14 protein-coding genes and 4 pseudogenes are annotated in these 20,727 nt (G+C 61.0%); 7 read left to right on the top strand and 11 right to left on the bottom strand.

What is annotated here, in order from left to right; all coding sequences use genetic code 11:
• Positions 1 to 36 precede the first annotated feature (36 nt).
• From panD to EJ071_RS34610, 10 genes and pseudogenes are all read right to left on the bottom strand, one after another.
• The gene (gene panD, locus EJ071_RS34655) at positions 37 to 489 is read right to left on the bottom strand and encodes an aspartate 1-decarboxylase (RefSeq protein ID WP_126101870.1); all 453 of its coding nucleotides are present in this window, start codon (positions 487 to 489) and stop codon (positions 37 to 39) included.
• A gap of 68 nt (positions 490 to 557) precedes the next feature.
• The gene (locus EJ071_RS34650) at positions 558 to 1,541 is read right to left on the bottom strand and encodes a beta-ketoacyl-ACP synthase III (RefSeq protein ID WP_126101869.1); all 984 of its coding nucleotides are present in this window, start codon (positions 1,539 to 1,541) and stop codon (positions 558 to 560) included.
• The gene (locus EJ071_RS34645) at positions 1,538 to 2,803 is read right to left on the bottom strand and encodes an adenosylmethionine--8-amino-7-oxononanoate transaminase (RefSeq protein ID WP_126101868.1); all 1,266 of its coding nucleotides are present in this window, start codon (positions 2,801 to 2,803) and stop codon (positions 1,538 to 1,540) included. Before EJ071_RS34645 ends, EJ071_RS34650 begins: the two co-directional genes overlap by 4 nt.
• Positions 2,803 to 3,438 carry a dethiobiotin synthase gene (gene bioD / locus EJ071_RS34640; RefSeq protein ID WP_126101867.1) on the bottom strand — a complete coding sequence of 212 codons (636 nt, stop codon included), beginning with the start codon at positions 3,436 to 3,438 and terminating at the stop codon, positions 2,803 to 2,805. The genes EJ071_RS34645 and bioD overlap by 1 nt, the downstream gene beginning before the upstream one ends.
• 11 nt (positions 3,439 to 3,449) lie before the next feature.
• Positions 3,450 to 4,589 (bottom strand): 8-amino-7-oxononanoate synthase, encoded by a 1,140-nt coding sequence (locus EJ071_RS34635; protein ID WP_126101866.1) that lies wholly within the window; start codon positions 4,587 to 4,589, stop codon positions 3,450 to 3,452.
• Positions 4,586 to 5,526 (bottom strand): annotated as a pseudogene (bioB, locus tag EJ071_RS34630) (biotin synthase BioB). The gene EJ071_RS34635 and the pseudogene bioB overlap by 4 nt, the downstream one beginning before the upstream one ends.
• A gap of 160 nt (positions 5,527 to 5,686) precedes the next feature.
• Positions 5,687 to 6,541, bottom strand: coding sequence for a carboxylating nicotinate-nucleotide diphosphorylase (gene nadC / locus EJ071_RS34625; RefSeq protein WP_126101865.1), 855 nt, complete (start codon positions 6,539 to 6,541; stop codon positions 5,687 to 5,689).
• Positions 6,538 to 8,081 (bottom strand): annotated as a pseudogene (locus EJ071_RS34620) (L-aspartate oxidase). Before EJ071_RS34620 ends, nadC begins: the two are co-directional and overlap by 4 nt.
• The gene (gene nadA, locus EJ071_RS34615; protein WP_126101864.1) at positions 8,078 to 9,052 is read right to left on the bottom strand and encodes a quinolinate synthase NadA; all 975 of its coding nucleotides are present in this window, start codon (positions 9,050 to 9,052) and stop codon (positions 8,078 to 8,080) included. The pseudogene EJ071_RS34620 and the gene nadA overlap by 4 nt, the downstream one beginning before the upstream one ends.
• 62 nt (positions 9,053 to 9,114) lie before the next feature.
• Positions 9,115 to 10,075: pseudogene (locus EJ071_RS34610) on the bottom strand (hypothetical protein).
• Positions 10,076 to 10,249: 174 nt separating this feature from the next.
• Between EJ071_RS34610 and EJ071_RS39835 the strand changes: the two are divergent.
• A pseudogene (locus EJ071_RS39835) lies at positions 10,250 to 10,402 on the top strand (3-methyl-2-oxobutanoate hydroxymethyltransferase); the annotation flags it as partial.
• A 196-nt stretch (positions 10,403 to 10,598) separates the two neighbouring features.
• Here EJ071_RS39835 and EJ071_RS34600 read toward each other — a convergent pair.
• Positions 10,599 to 12,254: an MFS transporter gene (locus EJ071_RS34600; RefSeq protein WP_126101863.1), complete on the bottom strand. Its 1,656-nt coding sequence runs from the start codon at positions 12,252 to 12,254 to the stop codon at positions 10,599 to 10,601.
• 671 nt (positions 12,255 to 12,925) lie between these two features.
• Between EJ071_RS34600 and EJ071_RS34595 the strand changes: the two genes are divergently transcribed.
• The 6 genes from EJ071_RS34595 (at position 12,926) to EJ071_RS34565 (ending at position 20,693) form a co-directional block, all read left to right on the top strand.
• Entirely contained in the window at positions 12,926 to 14,116 is a 1,191-nt protein-coding gene (locus EJ071_RS34595) for an ABC transporter ATP-binding protein (RefSeq protein ID WP_126101862.1), read from the top strand.
• A gap of 12 nt (positions 14,117 to 14,128) precedes the next feature.
• Positions 14,129 to 15,310, top strand: a complete 1,182-nt coding sequence (locus EJ071_RS34590; RefSeq protein WP_126101861.1) for an ABC transporter substrate-binding protein — start codon at positions 14,129 to 14,131, stop codon at positions 15,308 to 15,310.
• Between the two features lie 185 nt (positions 15,311 to 15,495).
• A complete protein-coding gene (locus tag EJ071_RS34585) occupies positions 15,496 to 17,028 on the top strand; it encodes an ABC transporter permease (RefSeq protein WP_245460086.1) in 1,533 nt (510 codons plus the stop codon).
• Between the two features lie 203 nt (positions 17,029 to 17,231).
• Positions 17,232 to 18,404, top strand: coding sequence for a Xaa-Pro peptidase family protein (locus EJ071_RS34575; RefSeq protein ID WP_126097340.1), 1,173 nt, complete (start codon positions 17,232 to 17,234; stop codon positions 18,402 to 18,404).
• Between the two features lie 26 nt (positions 18,405 to 18,430).
• On the top strand, positions 18,431 to 19,156 hold the full coding sequence (locus EJ071_RS34570; protein ID WP_167498780.1) for a gamma-glutamyl-gamma-aminobutyrate hydrolase family protein: 726 nt from the start codon (positions 18,431 to 18,433) through the stop codon (positions 19,154 to 19,156).
• Between the two features lie 157 nt (positions 19,157 to 19,313).
• Positions 19,314 to 20,693, top strand: a complete 1,380-nt coding sequence (locus EJ071_RS34565; protein WP_126101857.1) for an MmgE/PrpD family protein — start codon at positions 19,314 to 19,316, stop codon at positions 20,691 to 20,693.
• The last annotated feature ends 34 nt before the right edge of the window (positions 20,694 to 20,727 follow it).

Below are 20,727 nucleotides of genomic sequence, written 5' to 3'. Positions count from 1 at the left end.
GTACGAGTTACGAGGGGCGGAGAGTCTCGGCGGGTGTCACGCCCCGGAGACCAGGGCAGGAATGGACAGAACCTCGTTCGCCTCGTCAAGAATCGAGAAGGTGTAGCGGCCATCTGCGTCAAGGTCGACGGAGTAGCTCAGGCGGTCGAGTATATGGTTATCCTGGTCGAACGTAACGATCCGCGGCTTCAGCGAGGCGATATGCGCTTCGTCCAGGTAGATCGAGTTGCAGACAATGATCTGGTCGTCGGGCTGGCAGGTGCGGGCCGCCGCGCCGTTGAGGATGCAGCAGCGTGAGCCGCGTTCGCCGAGGATGACATAGGTCGAAATCCGCGCACCGGAATTCTTGTTCCATATGTCCACGAATTCCATGGGCAGGATGCCTGCTTCTTCGCAGTGGTCAGGGTCGAGCGTTATCGACCCGTGGCAGTTGAGGTTCGCTTCGGTGACGTAGATGCCGTGCAGCTTGCCGGCTACTATTTTTCGCATTGGTCTGTTGTCCTATCCATCATGAATGACTGGTGGTCCTGCCGCTCTCGGAGCAGCCAGTTATGCGGCTAAACTACGACGACGAGTGCGCCGCCGCTGAGACCAGCACCCGCTGCCGCCAGAAGGATTTTCTCGCCCGGTCGAAACGGCTCAGTCCGATGGGCCAGTGACAGGGAGAGCGGGATCGTCGCGGCGGAAGAATTGCCGTATTCGGCAATCGTCTTGACGATTGCTTGATCGGCAATGCCAAGGTTCCTCCCGACCGCATCGAAAATGCGGGCATTGGCCTGATGCGGTACGAACCTGTCGACATCCTGTGGGCGTACTCCGGCAGCGGCGAGCGCGCTTGTCGAGCAATCGGTCATCATCTCGACAGCCTTGGCGAAGACTTCCCGGCCGTCGGTCATCGTCATTCGGGTTTGCCCGAGATCCAGGCCACTTTGGAATGGGATGTTGCTTCCGCCCGCCGGGATCTGGATCAGCCGGTAGCGCGAGCCGTCCGAATCCACCGACGCACCGAGAATGCCCCGATCCGGACCCTCGCACGGACCAATCACCAGGGCGCCGGCGGCATCGGCAAACAGTACGGCGCTGGCGCGCTCGGCCGGATTGATGCGGCGGCTGAGGATGTTGGCGGCGATGACCAGGGCCGCTTTGCCGTGCAGGCGGGTGAAGCCATCCGCGAACATCAGCGCATAGATGAAGCCGGCGCAGGCGCCGGTCAGATCGACCGCGCCGGCTTGGCCGAGCCCGAGCCGGTGTGCGACCAGCGGCGCACTGGGCGGTAGGAGATGGTCGGGCGTCGAGGTGGCGAGCAACAGCAGACCAATGTCGCTGCGGTCAATGCCGGCATTCGCCAGCGCCATGTCGCCGGCACGGGCGGCCAGGCCAGACAACGTGTCTTCGTCCGTTGCCCAGAATCGCGAGCGAATTCCGGTGCGCCGCTCGATCCAGCCAAGTTCGAGCCCGAGACGGTTTTCGATTTCCGGGTTCTCGACCCTGCGCGCCGGCACATGATGACCAAACCCGAGAAGGCGCGACGATCGGCTCATGGCCTCGAACCGAAGCGTTCGCCGGCTTCTTCGATCGCGTCATAGAGTCCGTCCAACTCGTCGCCGGTGATGCAATAGGGCGGGAGAAGGTAGAGGACATTGCCGAGCGGACGAACAAGCAGGCCGCGCTCGAGGAAAAAGGCGCGCAGCTTCGGCCCGATCTCGGCCAGATAGCCCGCAGAGCCGGCGCGCAAATCGAGCGCCGCGATCGTGCCGGTCGTCCGGCTGTCGGTGAAGAACGGATTGTCGCGAAAGCGCCGAAGTCCGGCGGCCTGCATCGCGCTCAAGGCCGCGACCCGCTCGGCCACGGGCTCGTCACGCCAGATCTCGACATTGGCGAGTGCTGCCGCGCAAGCAATCGGATTGGCAGTGTAGGAACTCGAATGAAAGAAGGTCTTCTTCCGGTCTTCGGAATAGTGGGCCTGGAAGATGGCATCGGTGGCGAGCGTAGCCGCCAGCGGGATCACGCCGCCGGTCAGGCCCTTCGACGTGCACAGGATGTCCGGCGAGACGGATGCCTGCTCGCAGGCGAACATGGTTCCGGTTCGCCCCCAGCCGGTCATGACTTCGTCGGCGATCACGAGCGTGCCGGAGGCTTCGGCAATCTTCTTCAATTCGGTCAGAACCCAGGCCGCATACATCAGCATGCCGCCGGCGCCAAGAACGAGCGGCTCGACGATCAGGGCGGCGGCGCGTCGGTCGCGGCTGACGGCCTCGAACCGATCCAGCGTCTCCTGCTCGCGGCCCGCGGCCGGAAAGGGAATGGTATCGACCTCGAACAGCAGCGGCTCGTAGGCAGCGTTGAACACGCCGCGGGCGCCGACGCTCATCGTGCCGATCGTGTCGCCATGATAGCTGTGCTCCATGGCGACGATCCGCGAGCGCGGCCCGCCTATGTTGCCGAAATAGCCGAGCGCTATCTTCAACGCGACTTCGACGGAGGTCGAGCCGCTGTCGGAATAGAACACCCGGTCGAGGCCGGAAGGAGCGAGACCGACCAGCGCCTCGGCCAGGCGCTCGGCCGGCTTGTGCGTGAAGCCGGCGAAGATGATCTGGTCGAGGCTCGCCGCGGTCGCCTCGATGGCCTTCATGATGCGGGGATGGCGGTGACCATGCGTGACGACCCACCAGGAGGAAATCGCGTCCAGGATGCGCGTGCCGCCAGCCTTGTGGAGATAGGCGCCCTCCGTCAGGACGATTTCAGGGATCACCGGCTCTAGCGCGTGCTGGGTGAAGGGATGCCACACACGGGACTGCGACATCAGTGATCTCCCGTGCACGAGGCGAAGGCGAAGCCGGCAATCATTGCGTCTCGCAGCGTTTTGTCCGTCAGCGGGTCGAGATACGGCAGCCTGCCGAGCTGCGGTACACCGCCCATTTCCACGATTGTCCGTTGCGTGTCGGCCATCTCATCGCCGATGAAAGCGATGCCGGCCAGCGGGATGGAGCGCGCCCGAAGGGCCTCGATCGACAGCAGCGTGTGGTTGATTGTGCCGAGCGTGGTGCGGGCACACAAAATGACCGGCAGCCGCCACTCAGCGAAGATGTCGATGAACCTTGTGCGCCGGTTGAGCGGCACCATCAGGCCGCCCGCACCCTCGATCACGAGCGGCGCCGGCAGGACCGGAAATGAAAGATCGGCAGCCTCGATCGAGACGCCGTCGATCTCAGCTGAACGATGCGGCGACAGGGGCTTGCTCAAGCGGTAGACCTCCGGCAGCACGCGCCCTGGCGGCAGGCCGGCAAGCCGCGCAACCACCTCGCTGTCAGTCTCGTTGTCGAGACCTGATTGCACCGGTTTCCAGTAGAAGCCGTCGAGCAGGCCGGCGAGCCCAGCCGAAAACACGGTCTTGCCGATTCCGGTGTCTGTTCCGGTGATGACGATGCGTTGGGTCATGTCGCCTCCGGTCATGTTTGGGCCAACACCTCAACGAGCGCCTCGACCATGGCGGAAATGTCAGCTTCGGCTACGTTGAGCGTCAGCGAAATGCGCAGGCGCGACGTGCCCTCCGGCACGGTCGGCGGACGAATGCCGCGTATGTCGTAGCCGCGTGCCTGCAGTGCCGCCGCCACCGCCATGGTGCGCCTGACGTCGCCGATGACAAAGGGCTGGATCTGCGAGCCGCTCGGCATCACGCCGCAGCGCTCGGCCAGTTGGCGGCCCGCGAAGGCGACGCGTTCACGCAGCTGAACGCGGCGCAGCGGCTCGTCGGACAGCATGGCGAGCGCTTCGCACGCCGCGACTGCCATCAGCGGCGATGGCGCGGTGGCGTAGATGAGTGGCCGGCAACGGTTGACGAGATAATCGCACAGCGTCCTCGGCCCGGCGACGAGTGCGCCGGATGCGCCGAGCGCCTTGCCGCAAGTATGGAGCGCAATGATGTTGTCGCGGCCCTCGAAGGCGGCGGCCAGTCCCCGGCCGTCCGGTCCCCAGACGCCGGTGGCATGCGCTTCGTCGACGACGAGGAATGCCTCGTGCCGATCGGCAAGCGCGACGAGGCTCTCCATCGGCGCGCGGTCGCCATCCATGCTGTAGAGGCTTTCGACCCCGATCCAGACGCGTCCCATGCCGCCCTCGGCGCGCCAGCGCGTGATTGCCTCATCGACGGCATCGACGTCGTTGTGCTTAGCCACTACAAACTGGGCGCGTCCGGCCTGTGCGCCCTCATGCATGCTGGCATGGGCGAGTTCGTCGAGAACCAGCAGGTCGCCCTTCTGCGGCAGCGCGGTCAGGAGAGCGAAGTTGGCGATGTAGCCGCTGCCAAAGAACAGTGCGCGTTCGGCGCCGAAGAATGCCGCGGCGTCCGCCTCCAGTGCCTCGTGTTCCGGTGCATTGCCGCGCAACAGCCGCGACCCGGTGGCGCCAACCGGCGTGCCCCGCGCAATCGCAGCCGCAACCGCATCGCCAAGTCTTTTGGAGGCGGCAAGTCCGAGATAGTCGTTCGACGAGAAGTCGAGCCCGGCGCGCGGCGCAAGCGTCCGCAGGCGATCCTTGCGCGCCAGTCCACGCAAGGATGCGTCATACCGGGCAAGAAGTGCCTCGTTCATTGCGTGCCGATTTCCATCGGTTCGATGCCGAGACGCTGGAATAGCAGAGTATCCTTGTCCTCGCCGGGATTGTCCGCCGTCAGCAGCGTGTCGCCGACGAAGATCGAGTTAGCGCCGGCAAAGAAGCACAGCGCCTGCATCTCGTCGGTCATGGCGGTGCGACCGGCGGAAAGACGAACATGCGATTTCGGCATCATGATGCGCGCCAGGGCGATCACGCGCACAAATTCGATCGGCTCGATGGGCTTGGCTTCCGCCAGCGGGGTGCCGGCGATCGGGATAAGCATGTTGATCGGGACGCTTTCCGGATGTTCCGGCAGATTGGCCAGCGTGACCAGCATGTCAATCCGGTCCACCGGCTCTTCGCCCATGCCGACAATGCCGCCGCAGCAGACCTTGATGCCGCTGCCGCGGACATTGGCGAGCGTATCCAGCCGGTCGGCAAAGGTGCGCGTGCTGATGATCTCGCTGTAGTAGCGGTCCGACGTATCGATGTTGTGGTTGTAGTAGTCGAGGCCCGCCTGCTTCAGACGAGCGGTCTGCTCAAGATCGAGCATGCCGAGCGTCATGCAGGTCTCCATGCCCAGCGCCTTGACGCCCTCGACCATCGCCACCACCGCATCCATGTCGCGCGCCTTGGGGTTTCGCCAGGCGGCGCCCATGCAATAGCGCGTGGCGCCGGCATCGCGCGCCTTGGTCGCCTCGGCGATGACGCGCCGGACCTCCATCAGCTTCGACGCCTTCAACCCGCTTTCGTGATGCGCCGACTGGCTGCAATAGCCGCAATCCTCCGGGCATCCACCTGTTTTGATGCTAAGAAGCCGGCTCAGCTGGACCTTGTTGGGATCGAAATTCTGGCGGTGAACGGTTTGCGCCAGGAACAGAAGATTGTTGAAGGTGCGTCGTGCAGCGCCTGCGCCTTTTCTAGGGTCCACATCCCACAATCATTGGATTGCGCCTGTGGCATTGTCTTCGTCGAGTTCGATGCGTGCATCTCTTCCTGTTCCTTGGGGGTTCCGGCCTTTACGGCTTCTTTCCTGGCCGATTGACAGGGATCGGAAACTCTATCAGCCCGCTGCCGTCCGTTCGTCGTGCGATCATGAGCTCCGATAGTCGAGGCCAATATCCAGGATCGGCGCGCTGTGGGTCAGCCAGCCAATTGAGATCAGATCGACACCGGTCGCGGCGATGGCGGGCGCGGTCACGGCGGTGATGCTGCCCGACGCTTCAGTGATCGCCCGGCCCGCAACCATACCCACCGCCTGGCGCAATTCGTCGACCGACATGTTGTCGAGCAGGACGGCGTCGGGAGCGAACCCTAGGACCTCCTCCAACTGGGCTAGGGTATCGACCTCGACTTCGATCTTGACCAGATGGCCGGCGCTGTTTCGTGCCCGCTCGAGCGCCGGGCGTATTCCGCCGGCGATGGCGATGTGGTTGTCCTTGATCAGGATGGCGTCGTCGAGGCCGAAGCGGTGATTGGACCCCCCACCTGCGCGCACGGCGTATTTTTCCAGCGCCCGCAATCCGGGCGTCGTCTTGCGCGTGCAGACGATCTTCGCATCGTGCCCGCGGACCGCATCTACGATCGATGCTGTCGCCGTGGCGATGCCGCTCAGATGGCACAGAAAATTGAGTGCCGTCCGTTCCGCGGTGAGAATGGTCCGGGCGGGACCGCTCACCGTTGCAATGATCTCTCCTTGCGAGACTTCGCTGCCGTCTGCTCGCTTAACGGTCAATTCGACGTTCTGGTCGATGAGCCGGAAGGCGAGCATCGCCAGATCGAGCCCAGCGACAGTTCCGGCCTGGCGCACCGAAAGCACGGTCGTCGCGTGATGGTTCTTCGGCACGATGGCGTCGGTCGTCAGATCACCCGCCCGGCCGAGATCTTCCAGAAGTGCTGCCCGCACCAGGGGCTCAAGCATGATTGCGGGAAGCGGCGAGAGGTTCATTGCTCGACGTCTTCAAGCGTTGGAGAACATGGGAATTCCTCGGCTTTCGTCAAGGCTTCTTCCAGCGTGAGCCTGGAGCGGCGCGCGATGTCAGCACGATAAGGAAAGTCCGTGCGGTGGTGAGCGCCGCGGCTTTCTTCGCGCAGGAAGGCCGCAACCGCGATCAGCAGTCCCACTACCGCGGGATCGGACGCCGCATCGTGGCGTTTGGCCAGCGGAAGCAATGTGCTCACGGCCTCGCGCAACATCTCGCCATTGCGCTTCACGCCAAGGCTGCGTGAGAGGAGAGGGCGCAAGGAGAGTGGATCGGGCGCCGGATTTCCCGTGCCGTCAATCTTGTTCTGACGCCGAGGGGAGATCCCGCCACGCTTTCAGCGACCCAGTGCGCGCATACAATCGCCTCGGTCAGCGAGTTGCTGGCAAGCCTGTTGGCGCCGTGCAGTCCGGTCGAGGCGACTTCGCCGCAAGCCCACAGTCCGGCAACGGAGGTACGTCCGTCCCGGTCCACCGCGACGCCGCCCATGTGATAGTGCTGGGCCGGCCGTATCGGAATGAGGTCTTGCGCCGGGTCGATGCCTGCGCCCCGGCAGGCCGAGGCGATCGTCGGAAACTGCCGCGCGAATGTCGGGCCGGGCTTTTCTCGTCCATCCAGAAAGACGCGGTGGCCGTTCGAAAGATGCGTCCAGATGGCGCGCGCCACGACGTCGCGCGGCGCGAGTTCCGCGTCCTGCAAATATTCGAGGAAGCGCTGGCCGGTTTCGTCGACAATCGTTGCGCCTTCACCGCGAACCGCTTCGCTGATCAGCGGCATCGGGCGAGCCGGCCCATCAAGCGCGGTCGGGTGGAACTGGATGAACTCGAGGTCGGCAAGGACAGCACCGGCGCGCGCCGCAAGTGCCAGCCCCTGTCCGGAGCTGCCTAGCGGGTTTGTCGAGTCGTGAAACAGCCCGCCAATCCCGCCGGTCGCGAGGACGACCCGTCCCGTACCCAGGAACACAGGACTAGTCGAACAGCTTGCCCAAACGCCCGTGACCTTGTTGTCCTCCACCGCCAGCCGCCGCGCCTCCACACCCTCGACCATCACAATCGACGGAGCAGAACGCACGGCTTCGACCAGCGCGCGCATGATCTCCTGTCCACTGCCGTCGCCGTCAGCATGAACGATGCGCCGGCGACCGTGCGCGGCCTCCAATCCAAGGCGCAGTGCTCCTTCAGGCGTCCGATCGAAGCGGACCCCAAGGGTCGACAGGTTCTCAATCGCGCTAGGGGCCGCATGAAGGATGCGGGTTGCGATTTCTGCGTCGCAGAGCCCGGCGCCAGCGGCGAGCGTATCGGCCAGATGCAGCATTGGGTTGTCGTCATCGCCGAGGCTGGCAGCCAGGCCGCCCTGTGCCCACGCACTCGATGCTTCTGATCCGAGCGGCGTCCTGGACAAAACAAGCACGGGTTCTGGCGCCAGATGAAGCGCGGTCAATAATCCGGCAATGCCGCCGCCAATTATGATGGGCCGGCCAAAGAAGCTGCGGACATCCGCGCTCATACGGCGAGCATCCGCTCGACGGCCAGCCGCGCGCGGCCGGCGATCTCGGGTGAGATGGTCACGACATGGCGGTTCTGCTCGAGCGCGGCGCGGATATTGGCGAGCGTTATCCGCTTCATATGGGGGCACAAATTGCAGGGCCGGATGAACTCGAGTTCCGGATGCTGGAGCGCGACATTGTCGCTCATCGAGCATTCCGTCAGCAGCACGACGCGCGGCGGCTTTTGCCTTTCGACATAGTCGGACATGGCAGCGGTCGACCCGGAAAAATCGGCTACGGCCACCACGTCAGGCGGGCATTCGGGATGCGCGAGCACCGTTACGCCCGGATGAGTTTCACGCAACTCGCGGATGTCGGCAGGCGTGAAGCGCTCATGCACTTCGCAATGCCCTTTCCAGGCGATGATCTGCACGTCGGTCTGGGCGGCGATGTTCTGGGCCAGATACTCGTCCGGCAGCATGATCACCCGGGGAACGCCCAGCGACTCCACAACGGCCTTCGCATTGCCCGAGGTACAGCAGATATCGGACTCGGCCTTCACTGCGGCCGACGTGTTGACGTAGGTAACGACCGGCACGCCGGGATAGCGTTGCCGCAGCAGCCGGATGTCCTCGGCGGCAATCGAGTCCGCCAGCGAGCAGCCGGCCGCAAGATCGGGAATCAGCACCGTCTTTTGCGGATTGAGCAGCTTTGCCGTCTCGGCCATGAAATGCACGCCGGCCAGCACAATGACATCCGCTTCAACCGTCATTGCCTTGCGGGCGAGCGCCAGGCTGTCGCCGACGATGTCGGCGACACAGTGGAAGATCTCCGGTGTCTGATAATTGTGCGCCAGGACGACCGCATTGCGCTCGCGCTTCAGCGCGAGGATGGCGTCTATGTCGTCGCTGAACGCCGGCCATTCGATCGGGGGGATTACGCGCCGAACGCGGTCGTACAGGGACGCGCCCGAAGGTAGCATCGCGCTCATCGAGCTCTCCGGTTATACCTACCTGAATATAAGGCGCATATATTCGTAGTGAGTATAAGCGGTCAACCCCGCGCGAGCGGCAATTTTGCCCCGGCGAGCTCCCCCTCTTCGAGCACGGCGTGGCGGAAGCGATAAAGCTTCGCCGGCCGGCCCCCTGTCTCCGCGCTAGTTTCGCCAGTTTCTTCGACCAGTTCGTGCTGCTCGATGAGGCGACGAAAGTTCGGCTTGTGGACGAGCCTGCCGGCAAGCGCCTCCACGGTGCGCTGCAGCTGATGAAGCGTAAAAGCCGGCGGCATCAGTTCGAAGACGACCGGCCGGTACTTGATCTTGGAGCGCAGCCGCGCAATGCCCGTTGCGAGGATGCGACGATGATCGGAAACCATGGGCTTGCCGCGAACCGGCAGGGGGAGGACCGAACCGCGCACCGCCTCTTCCACAAGGGCTGCTTCATAAAGCAGCTCGTAGCGCTTGAGTGCGAGATCCTCGTTCCACGGGCGTTCGTCGAAGCCGAAGGCGATTGCCGCGCCTTCCGCGCTCGAGGCGCGTCGCGTTGTCGTCCGCGCTCTCCGCCCACTCGCTCAGGCGAGGCCGCAGGACGTCCGACACCATCGGTGGAGTTCCGGCACGGTGATCCTCCCATGGAAAATAGTCGTACCAGCTTCGCCAGCCGGACCTGGACGGAGCGGTCGCATGTTCCTTACGGGTGAGTGCGAGATAGCTGATGGAGATGACTCGCCGCTCAAGCTCGGTGCCGGCTCGGTCCCGATCGGCAAAGGTGTAGAGCTGCTCGATATATCCCAGTGGGTGGCCGGTCTGTTCCTCGACCCACGTTCTCAAACCGGACTGCAGCGATCGGTGCTCGAGCGCAAGCGGGCCGGAGGGCAAAGTGTCAGTCTGTCCGATGGTGAGGACACACGGTTCATTCTCGTTCACCGCGACGACGACCGCGGTCAGGTCGACCTTAGCCGTGTCGGCCTTGGCTCTGCGCCCGCCTTTTGTAGTCCCTTTTGCGCGATCGCTCATGATCTCTGATGTGCTTGGGTAAGCCAAGAAGTAGCTGAACCGATTGAATTTTGTTCTCACCAATAACCGTCAGCGCGTCAACTCACGTGCGTGGCAAATTAGTTCTTCGCACCTGCACAAAAATATGCCACACGCGACACCGCACGATTGTTGACGCAAGGGAAGGAGCCCTCTTTGAGTGTGGTTGCTGATACAAGGGCGGTAACGCCGCCGGATATTCGTGCGCGAAAGGGTGGGACGCCGATCGTCTGCCTTACCGCCTACACGACCCCGGTTGCCCGACTGGTCGATCCCCGTTGTTGCGATGTGGTGCTGGGCGCGGCTGTATTCGCTCCCGCGCAGCCGAACTGAAGTGGATCGCTGCTTCTCGGCTCTCGCCGTTCCATCCTCGAAAACTCTTGGCTCGTTGCCACTGGGCTGGTGAGGGAAGAAGTCGTTGCTGTGGGCCAGCGTAGTCCAGTTATGCTCCTCCTGCCAGCGCTAACACGGCGAGGGGTCGCGGACCCGCACTGTTCTAAAGGGGTCAATGATGGGGAACATAAGACGTCGAGTGCTCGGCTTTGCGAGCGGGGCCCGTCGGTCGCTCGATCAAAAGCGTCAATTGAGGTGGAAGCTCTCCCTCGTGCAGGAGGAGGACCCTTTCGTCTAGGTGCCTATCCTCTGTCGTGAGGCGATGGTTGAGGCGAAGGTAGTCGGTCCAGGTCGGCGTGCGGAATGTCTCTGTCCACTGCATAGGCTTCTGAAGGTTGCGCTGGAGAGTCCAGTGTCGAGCACCGACGCGGCTGTGTACATGCCGCCGCTCGCGCATGAGGTCCAGGAAAGCATCGACGTTTTCGGCGGGTATCAGATATTCGACTTTGACGACGATGGGACCGCTTCTTGGCTTGAGATTGAGGGCGACTGCCGGGGTGTCGAATTGCTCTAGAGGATCGGGCTCGGAGTCGTGGCGCTCGCGAAGAGGAAACAGGACGCCGGCCGCAGCGACGAGCAACAGAGCACCAGCAGAACCCTCCAGCGCCCAGGCCAGGGAATGGTTCTGGGCCACCGTGCCCCACACCCAACTGCCAGCCGCGATGCCGCCGTCTATCAACGCATAATAGATCGAGATGGTGCGCCCCACGACCCAGCGCGGGCTTGCCAGCTGCACGCTCACGCCAACCCCGGACCAGGCCGTGACCCAACCCGCGCCGCCCAAAGCGAGCGCGATTGCCGCCACTGCAATCGAGGAGGTCAATGCAAGGGAGAGGGAGCACGCCGCGCAGGCGATGCAGGCGAGCGTCATCAGCCGTTCTTGAGACAAACGCCTTCTGAATACGCCGTTGGAGACGCCGGCGAAGACAGCGCCTGTCCCGAAGCCGGCCATGAGGGCGCCATAGGCCAGCGGTCCTCCTCCCAGCTGATCCCGGACGACCAGGGGCAGCAGCGCGAGTATGCCGATGCCCGCCAAGCCAAAGAGGGTTCCGCGAGCGATCGCCGTCTTGATTTCCGAAGACATCGCCGTGAAGCGCAGCCCGTCATAGATCGCCGTGCTCATCGGCTCACGCGGCAGAGGCGAAGAACGAACCTTCCATTTGCAGCGCCATATGGTCCCCAGAGGTACCAGATATGTGAGTGTGGTCACGGCGAGAGCCGTCACAAGCCCGAACGAGGCAACCAGGATGCCGCCGAGCGCCGGGCCCACGGTCCGGACAGTGTTGAAGCCGACGGAGAGGAGGGTGACGGCAGCGGGAACATCGCGTCGGTCTACCATATCGCCAACCGAGGCTTGCCATGCGGGATCGTTGATGGCACCGCCACATGCGATCAAGAAGCTGAAGCCGAGGATCATCCAAGGGTCTACAAAGCCCAGCGCTACAGAGGTGGCCAGCATCGCAGATGCTATGACCATAATGCACCGGCCGGCGAACATGACCTTGCGGCGGTTGAAATTGTCGGCGATGGCCCCGACGAAGACAGAAAGAATGAAGGCGGGCAGCGTCGATGACGCCGGTACCAGCGCGACCATAAGATCGGAAGTCGAGATCGTCGCCATCAGCCAGCTGATGGCAACAGTCTGCATCAACCAGCCCAGGCTGGAAACCTGCGTGGCGAGCCAGATCGAACGAAATGTCGGATTCCTGAGCGGCGCAAAAGCCGTTCGCGAACCTGGGTCCTCGTCTGCGCCCTCCGCCCCGTTCATTCGGCAGCGTTCGCCTCCGTCTAATGGTTCGCACAGGCTCGCTTGCGCGGAGGTCGAAGCATGCATCCTCGCGCAAGTGCAGACGGTTTCATGCAGTTAAGTGTACTTGCCGGACCAGAGTTCGAAACGCCGCAGGTACGCAGCTTGCTGCAGGCTAGCAACTTCATTCAATCAAGGATCAATCATGTAGCAGCTTGCGTCAAATGCAGTTTCCATATTGTCGCCATCTAGCACCGAGATGACTGCAGGCTTCCTGCCGTAAGGCGGCCGCGCGCGGACCTGCACGGTGTCCATCCCTTCTTGCGCCAGGAGTAGAAGGTTACGTCGTGACTCCCCACCTGCGGCACAGATTCGGTGCCGACGGTATGCAAGGAGGCGGACCCAACAAGCAGGAGAGACCCTGACAGTTGCCTGACATCGCTTGCATGCTGTCCTAGCCGCCGCGCGATCTCATTCACTCCGACGGCCTTTCACTCGCGCCAACGACCATCAGCAGATTTAAGGCGCGTTGCACTTTGTTAACCCACGGGCTCGGTCACGGCCGCTCGGGGGATATTTGACAGACTTCATGGATGACTCCTCCGCTCCACTTGACAAGTGTTCACACCCCTGTCAGCTTCTAAACGTAATTGCAACACCATTGCATTATTTGCAACACGGACGAGGTTTAGATGTCCCGAGGTGAACCGCTGCGGCTAGAGCGACTTTGTAAGCAATACGGCACCGTCCGAGCCGTTAGTGATATTTCGGTCCAGATCGAGGCTGGCGAGTTTGTCTCGTTTCTTGGCCCAAGCGGATCCGGGAAAACGACAACGTTGATGATGGTTGCGGGTTTTGAAACGCCAAGCGCCGGCCAAATTTTTGTCGGTGCTCGACCAATAACGAGGCTACCAGTCCACAGGCGCAACATCGGAGTTGTATTCCAGAACTACGCGCTATTTCCTCATCTCTCCGTTTTCGAGAACGTGGCGTTTGCGTTGAAGATGCGCGGAATATCCGGCTACGACATTCGAGCCGGTGTCGCCGCGGCACTCGATCTTGTTCAGCTCGGTGAATATGGGGGCCGCATGCCTCACGAGCTGTCCGGCGGTCAACAGCAGCGGGTTGCACTGGCGCGTGCGCTTGTGTTCCGCCCAGGTGTAATTCTAATGGATGAACCGCTTGGTGCGCTTGATAAGCAACTTCGAGAGCACATGCAGCTCGAACTGAAGCGCCTACAAAAATCTCTTGGAACAACAATGGTGTTCGTCACCCACGACCAGAGTGAAGCGCTCACCATGTCCGACCGAATCGTGGTGATGAATGAGGGCAAGGTCGAACAGATTGGTACGCCGGAAGAGATATATGAGACGCCGGAAACCCGCTTTGTTGCGAGCTTCATTGGCGAATCGAACTTCCTCGACGCTCGTCTTGTTGGAAAGACAGATCACGGTCCCCTCCTCGATGTCGCTGGCCTGCAGGTTCGAGCGACATGGCAGGGAGCCGAGGACCAGGTGATGGGACCCGTGAGCCTCATGGTCCGACCCGAGAAGATCGTCCCTCTCGCAGCAGGCGCGTGCGCTGACAACGAATTCGAGGGTGTGATCCAAGAGTCTATTTACCGCGGAAACATCGTCAAGTGCCAAGTACGCCTACGTGCGGCCCTTTCCGTAGTTCTCACTGTAGCCGTAGCTTATCGCGCCTCCTCTCCACGGTTCAAAGTCGGTGAGAAAGTGCGAATTGGCTGGGACGCGCGGGATGGACGCCTTCTTTCTGTGAAGGCGAACGGCCCGAGACAAGGTGTACCCGACCATCTCGAAGCTGAGGCGGCTTCGTTGCACGTGACCTCGGCCGCAGATCGCATTCCGATATGGTCTTCATAAGGGAGAGAGCTCATGAGGCGCTACATTAACTCCAGTCGGCCGACGCGACGTCAGGCCCTAATAGGACTCAGCGGAGCGGCGCTGGTGCTTGGCGCCCCAAGCATTTTGCGAGCGCAAGAGTCGACCCTGGTGGTCGTTTCCGGTGGCGGATCGTATGAGGAGGCGTTCCGCAAAGCCGTAGTTGATCCCTTCCAGAGTGAGACAGGCATCAAGGTGACTTATGTGTCTCCGGCTGACGCGGCGAAGCTTAAGGCGCAAGTCGATAGCAGCAATGTGCAATGGGATGTGGTGGAGATATCCGGCCCTGCGTTTAGATCAGATGCAGACAAGTATGTCGAAGAAATCGATTATGGGGCATTCGATAAGGAAACGTTGGATAACCTTGTTCCTGAGGCAAAGACAAAATATGCCGTGGGCTCGTACGTGTTCAGCACCGTGATGGCATTCTCCACGGCCGATTACCCGGCCGACAAGCCGCGCCCCCGCTCATGGACTGAGTTCTGGGACGTCAGCGCGTTTCCGGGGCCTCGCTCCCTCAGAGAACGGACGGTCGAATTTGCGTTGCTGGCAGCCGGAGTTCCGAAGGACAAGCTGTACCCAATCGACTTCGACCAGGCATTCGCGTCTCTCGATCGCATCAAACCGCACATAACGAAATTCTGGAGCGTGGGCGCCGAACCAGGTCAGCTCCTATCGGATCGTCAGGTTGCGATGTCCTCGGCATGGAATGGCCGAATGCAAATCCTTAAGGAGCAGGGCGCTGGCGTTGATTACCTGTGGAACGAAGGGATGCTTAGCCCGCTGCATTGGGTCGTTCCGAAGGGCACGAAAAACCGGGCTGCGGCCATGCGGTTTGTCGCCTACCAGGCTTCCGCGCAGGCGCAAGCTCGTCTCAACAATCTCATCTTTTATGGTCCGCTCAATCGGCAGCTGCCTCGCTGCATTGGGTCGTTCCGAAGGCCACGGGAGGAAAAAAACCGGGTGCTGCGGCCAGTATATGGCGGGGTGGGTTGTTGTGCCGTCGCTCACGTCAGGCCTGTCCGCGCGAGGGCGCATAGTTTTGCTCCGTCGTCAATTGACGATATCTCCGGATCTTGGGGATGGGCTGCCGTTCGAATGTCGGTGCTGCCTTTAATTACATTGAGCCAGTGTGGGTCCGGCAGAGACGCCTTTGACCGCGCCCGAGAACATTGACAAGCAATTCTTCTACGATCCGGCCTACTGGGAAGCCAATCCTCCTCGGGCAAAACTAATACCGAAGTGCTCGTGGAGCGCTGGACCCAATGGGTGGCCAGCTAATGGCCACTTTATACCAGACCGTCAGAGCGGCCATCGCGTGGCCCCTACACAATCGCGAAGCCACGCTCTTGCTTGCTCCAATGGCACTTCTGCTCGGGATCTTCTTTTTCGTCCCGCTCGCTGGTCTCCTCTCTCTCAGTCTGTTCGATCCTGGACCGACGCTCGCACACTTCCAAGAGTTCTTGGGTGATCGAACGAACTGGATCATCCTCAGTCACACCTTCGAGCTGGCAATAACAGTTACGCTGCTTTGCCTTCTAATGGGGTATCCACTCGCCTTCTGGATCGTTGCGGCCCGCACCTGGGTCGCCAGAGCGCTATTGCTTGCAGTAGTGTTGCCGTTCTTTACGAGCTACCTCGTGCGTACCTATGCATGGATGGTGATCCTTGGGCGCTTTGGCGTTATTAACCAACTTCTAATGGACTTCGGCATCACCGAACGACCTATCGACCTGATCTACAATAAGTTCAGTGTGCTCATAGCGATGGTCTATATCCTCATGCCGTTTACGGTTTTGGTGCTCATCAGCGTAATGAGAGGGATTCCATCCAGTCTGACTCGCGCTGCCGCCTCCCTCGGAGCCTCTGCGCCCCAGAATTTTTGGCGCGTGTTCTTTCCTTTGAGCTTACCGGGCGTGATCGCGGCCGGGCTGCTGGTCTTTGTGTTCGCTCTGGGGTTCTACATCACTCCCGCGCTGCTCGGCGGCCCGAACACAATCCTATTGCCGATGCAAATCGACATTTATGCAAACGTGACGCTGAATTGGCCACTCGCAGCCGCTGCCGCTACCGTGCTGCTCTCGATCACGCTGGTGGTCTATACAATTTCCAATCATTTCGTCGGTATCGATAGCTTGCTCGGATCTCAGCACGGGGCTGCCCAATCGGCTGGCACACCCGTTCGTCGTTCAACCACCGCTTACGTCCAACTTGTTGACCTCGCTACGGCCCTGGTGCGGGCGGTCGCTCACAGCCTTCGGGTTCCGGCCGGATTCGCCATAGGTTGTGAGCGTGCGGCTCTTGGTGGCAAGCTGCTACGCGGCTTCAGTCTGCTCGTTGCTGTGTTTCTGGTCAGTCCCATCCTGATCATTGTTCCGATCTCATTCAGTTCCTCGCGCTTCCTCGATTTCCCGCCCCCCGGCCTGTCGCTGCAATGGTATGAGGCATATTTACAAGCCGCGCGTGGGTCTCCGCCACGCTGCAAGTTTGGGCATTGCAACAGCTACCGCATTTGCAAGCCTTGCCATCGGGTCAGCGGCTGCGATGGCGCTCGTGCGCGGCAGTCCGCGGATGCGCCGTGTCGGATACCAGCTCTTGCTTGCACCGATGATCGTGCCGGTAATCGTCAGTGCGGTTGCCCTCTACTTCCTCTTTGCACGGTTGCAGCTCGTCAACACGAATCTCGCTCTGGTGATCGCACATACGATCGGCGCCGTTCCCTTAGTCGTGCTGATTGTCGCCGCAAGCCTACAGGCCCTGAACGTCCGCCTAGAGCACGCCGCCGCGAGTTTGGGGGCCTCGCGGATCGTCACGATTTGGAAAATCGTACTCCCGCTCATGCGTCCTGCGTTAATCGTCGCCGGATTCTTTGCCTTCCTGCATTCCTTCGATGAGTTGGTGCTGTCACTCTTCGTGAGCGGGCCGGACACTACCACCTTACCGATAAAGATGTGGTCGGGAATTCGGGAAGAGATCACGCCTACAATCGCTGCCGTTTCAAGTCTGCTGATCGCGTTGACAGTCGTTATGTATGCCGGCGTAGAGGTGGTCCGCCAGACGGGTGAACGGCGAAACAAATACAATGAGCTAGTCAACGATGAAGGAGCTTAAGACGGTGAGTGAGCCTGCGAATAACGGCATGGATTTCCCGGCGGAGGAGTATCGGGAGCGCCTACGGCGTACGCAAGAAGAGATGGCTAAGTATGATCTTCCCGTCTTACTGCTGCACCAACCAGAAAACATCAATTATCTAAGTGGCCTCGATCAAATTGGCTATTTCTCCTATCACGCTTTAGCAGTACCCAGCCGCGGCGACCCGGTGCTGATCGTGCGCGACATGGAAGTCCCCACGGCGCACAGCACCTCATGGGTCAAAAACCATGTGGTCTATGCAGATGCCGCTGATCCGCTCCCCGTTTGGCTCGACACGGCGCGAAGAGCCCTTGAAGGTCTTGGGTTGGCAGGCGGGCGCATCGGTCTGGATGAGCACTCATGGTTCTTGACGGTGGAGCGCTGGAAGATGCTGCAGGCGCTGCTGCCGAAGGCAACTCTGGTTGGAGAGCCCCGTATTGTCGACCACCTGCGCCTGATCAAATCGCCGCGGGAACTAGAACATCTGCGCGGCGCTGCGCGGCTAGTTGAAGTGGGTCTGCGGGCCGGCATCGAGGCTATCGCGCCTGGAGTCGCGGAGCGAGAACTCGCCGAGGCTGTGTCTAGCGCATTGGTGAAGGCGGGGGCAGCGTCGCTCGGCGGTATCATCACCTCCGGCGATCGAACAAGTCTCATACATGGAGGACTTTCGGACCGGCGCCTGGAACGTGGCGATCCTGTCTACTTTGAGCAAAACGGGGTCCACAAGAATTACTGGGCACGCTTGATGCGCACCGCTGTTGTCGGTCCGGCGAGCGCTGCGCAACAGCGTATCGCCGACACGATCATCCGCATCCAAGACGAGGCGATCGCATTGATGCGGCCGGGCACACCGGCCAGCGTGGTCGACCGAGCTTGCCGCGAGCCGCTTCTGGCATCTGGACTGCGCGAAACCTATACGAATCGTGCCGGCTATTCGCTTGGTCTTAATCATCGCCCGTCGGCCGGCGAATTTATCCGCGAATTCGTGCCTGGCGTCGAATGGGTCTTAGAGCCGGGAATGGTGTTTCATATGCTGATGATGGCAGCGGGGATGGGCTTCAGCGAGACGGTGCTGGTGACGGAAAAAGGCCCGGAACGCCTGACCACCATGGAGCGCAAGCTCTTCTCGCGTATATAAGCACTCCATTCAAGATGGCAAAGCACATGCGACCAGTCATAGGGATCGTCAGCAATTTCGACGTGGAAAAGGATGGTTACTTCTGTCTCGTCCACTATGTAAGCGCAATCGAAAAAGCCGGTGCGCTTCCAATCATCTTGCCGTATGTCAAAGAAGATGACGTGAGCGCGTTATTAGACCTCGTTTCTGGGCTCGTTCTTACTGGAGGTGGCGATTTTCCAACCGAACTTTACGGCGCGCCTCCGCACCCCGCTGTTCAACGGATGATCCCCGAGCGCGACGACTTCGAATTCGCGCTCGCCCGTTCAGCGTTCGATCGGCCCATGCCCGTTCTCGGCATCTGCCGAGGGATGCAGATTTTGAATGTTGTAGGCGGGGGTACGATCTATCCTCATACCTTAGATGAACTACAAAACGTAATCGATCATCGCGATGGCACCCCGTTGGATAAGACGGTTCACGAGGTTCAGTTGGAACGCGACACGCAGCTGTGGCGGCTCTGTGGAGCGCAATCATCGTCTTTCCGAGTAAACAGCTATCACCACCAGGCCATTAAACAGTTGGCTCCTGAATTCGTCGTTTCGGCGCGAGCTGACGATGGTGTCGTCGAGGCGATCGAGGCACCCGGCCGGCCATTCATGGTCGGCGTACAGTGGCACCCTGAGTGGATGTACGACAGTGAGCCCGCCTGTCGCAATTTGATCGATAACTTCGCAAGAGCCTGCAGTTCGATTGCAAGAGAACCTGCATGACGTGCGCCACCAGCACGCGCGTGCTGCCTCAGACGCAAAAAATTCCTTGAGGCGTTAACCGGCTGCGGCGCTAATAGCCGTCCCCCTGCACAACGTCAGCCTCCATTTTGGCAGGCATTTTATCGCCAAAGAAGCGGATATATTGGAGTATACCTCAGTGCGAGCCATATCTGAACTCGCCGAATTCGTTAGCAGCTATCCAGCAAGTGCACTGCCTGCGGCGACACGGCGTACAATTTCGTTGCTCATTTTAGATCTTATCGGTGCCACGGCTGCGGGCCTGCGATCGCCGTTAGCTGATGCTGCCAGAAAATCAGCACTGGAAGCCTATGGCGAGGGCCTGATCAGCATTTGGTTGACCGAGGATCGTTCTAGTGTGGTCGGCGCCGCGATGGCGAACAGCGCTGCGGCAAGCGCGCTGGATATCGACGACGGTCATCGTGGCGCAGCAGGTCACGCGGGTGCCGGCGTTATTCCCGCCGCCTTGGCAGTGGCTCAGGCTGTTGACGCGTCGGTCTCCGAGACCATGGTTGCAATTGCGCTCGGATATGAAATCGCCCTCCGAATCGCGAGCTCTCGGCCGGTTGCGGCAATCGATACGTATGCAACTGGACGCTGGGTCGGCTACGGGGCTGCGGCTGCAGCTAGCCGTCTCTTGGGTTTGAGTGCCACGGAAACCGCTCATGCGTTAGGTATTGCCGGATCCGAAGGACCAATCGTCTTCCTGACCACAACCTCGAAATTCGAGGGTAGCACGATCAAGGAAGGGATTCCGCCCGCCGTGGTTGCAGGTATCACCGCCGCCTATCGCGCGCGGGCAGCCGCAACTGGACCTCTCAATCTTCTCGATGACGACGATCGTTTCACCCGCCATCTCCTGACCCAAAATCTTGGGTCTTCATGGGAAATTCAAAAATGCTATCTTAAGCCGTATGCATGCTGTCGCTATATCCACGCAGCTATCGATGCGATACTAGCCATGCGTCGCGATGGGCAAGAGATCCGCAAGCTGCGCATAGAAACTTTCCCACAAGCGCTGCGCCTAGCAAACGAGCGCGCCCCCAGCACCTTGGAGGGGGCTCAATACAGCTTCTATTTTAGTTGCGCACTGGCCGCTTTGTACGGGCGGGAAGCCCTACGGCCTGTTCAACCTGAACGTCTCACTGACGTACGCATCATTGAGTTGGCCGGGCGTATTGAGCTTGAAGCGTCCTCCGATTTCGCTTCGGCGTTTCCAGCCGAAACGCCAGCCCGCGTTGTCATGGATCAAGGGAAAGGGCCGGAAGAAATGATTGTACGACACCCACTTGGGGATGTCCTGCGCCCTTTATCGACCGATCAGATTTGGGAGAAATTCAAGGGCCTCAGCAGAGAGAACGTTCACCCGCGGTGGCAGGACGAGATCCTCTCGGCAATAGGCAACCTCGAAGCAGCAGGGCTTGGGCCTCTTCTGGCTGCTCTCTCTCGACGTGGCAGGCGATATGCCGAAGAAGACGCCGCGCGTGAACTGGCCCGATCTTCCGAAGCGTTGCAGTGATTCGTCGAGACGGACGGGCAGGCACATCTCGGGT

This window comes from Mesorhizobium sp. M1B.F.Ca.ET.045.04.1.1 (genome assembly GCF_003952465.1).
Lineage (GTDB): Bacteria > Pseudomonadota > Alphaproteobacteria > Rhizobiales > Rhizobiaceae > Mesorhizobium > Mesorhizobium shonense.
Note: the sequence above shows the minus strand (reverse complement) of the source record. Positions and strands in the feature narration are given on the sequence as shown.

Bases quoted from the DNA above. Each gene is read 5' to 3' on its own strand.
- panD (WP_126101870.1), bottom strand. From the start codon at position 489: ATGCGAAAAATAGTAGCCGGCAAGCTGCACGGCATCTACGTCACCGAA.
- EJ071_RS34650 (WP_126101869.1), bottom strand. From the start codon at position 1,541: ATGAGCCGATCGTCGCGCCTTCTCGGGTTTGGTCATCATGTGCCGGCG.
- EJ071_RS34645 (WP_126101868.1), bottom strand. From the start codon at position 2,803: ATGTCGCAGTCCCGTGTGTGGCATCCCTTCACCCAGCACGCGCTAGAG.
- bioD (WP_126101867.1), bottom strand. From the start codon at position 3,438: ATGACCCAACGCATCGTCATCACCGGAACAGACACCGGAATCGGCAAG.
- EJ071_RS34635 (WP_126101866.1), bottom strand. From the start codon at position 4,589: ATGAACGAGGCACTTCTTGCCCGGTATGACGCATCCTTGCGTGGACTG.
- nadC (WP_126101865.1), bottom strand. From the start codon at position 6,541: ATGAACCTCTCGCCGCTTCCCGCAATCATGCTTGAGCCCCTGGTGCGG.
- nadA (WP_126101864.1), bottom strand. From the start codon at position 9,052: ATGAGCGCGATGCTACCTTCGGGCGCGTCCCTGTACGACCGCGTTCGG.
- EJ071_RS34600 (WP_126101863.1), bottom strand. From the start codon at position 12,254: ATGAACGGGGCGGAGGGCGCAGACGAGGACCCAGGTTCGCGAACGGCT.
- EJ071_RS34595 (WP_126101862.1), top strand. From the start codon at position 12,926: ATGTCCCGAGGTGAACCGCTGCGGCTAGAGCGACTTTGTAAGCAATAC.
- EJ071_RS34590 (WP_126101861.1), top strand. From the start codon at position 14,129: ATGAGGCGCTACATTAACTCCAGTCGGCCGACGCGACGTCAGGCCCTA.
- EJ071_RS34585 (WP_245460086.1), top strand. From the start codon at position 15,496: ATGGCACTTCTGCTCGGGATCTTCTTTTTCGTCCCGCTCGCTGGTCTC.
- EJ071_RS34575 (WP_126097340.1), top strand. From the start codon at position 17,232: ATGAAGGAGCTTAAGACGGTGAGTGAGCCTGCGAATAACGGCATGGAT.
- EJ071_RS34570 (WP_167498780.1), top strand. From the start codon at position 18,431: ATGCGACCAGTCATAGGGATCGTCAGCAATTTCGACGTGGAAAAGGAT.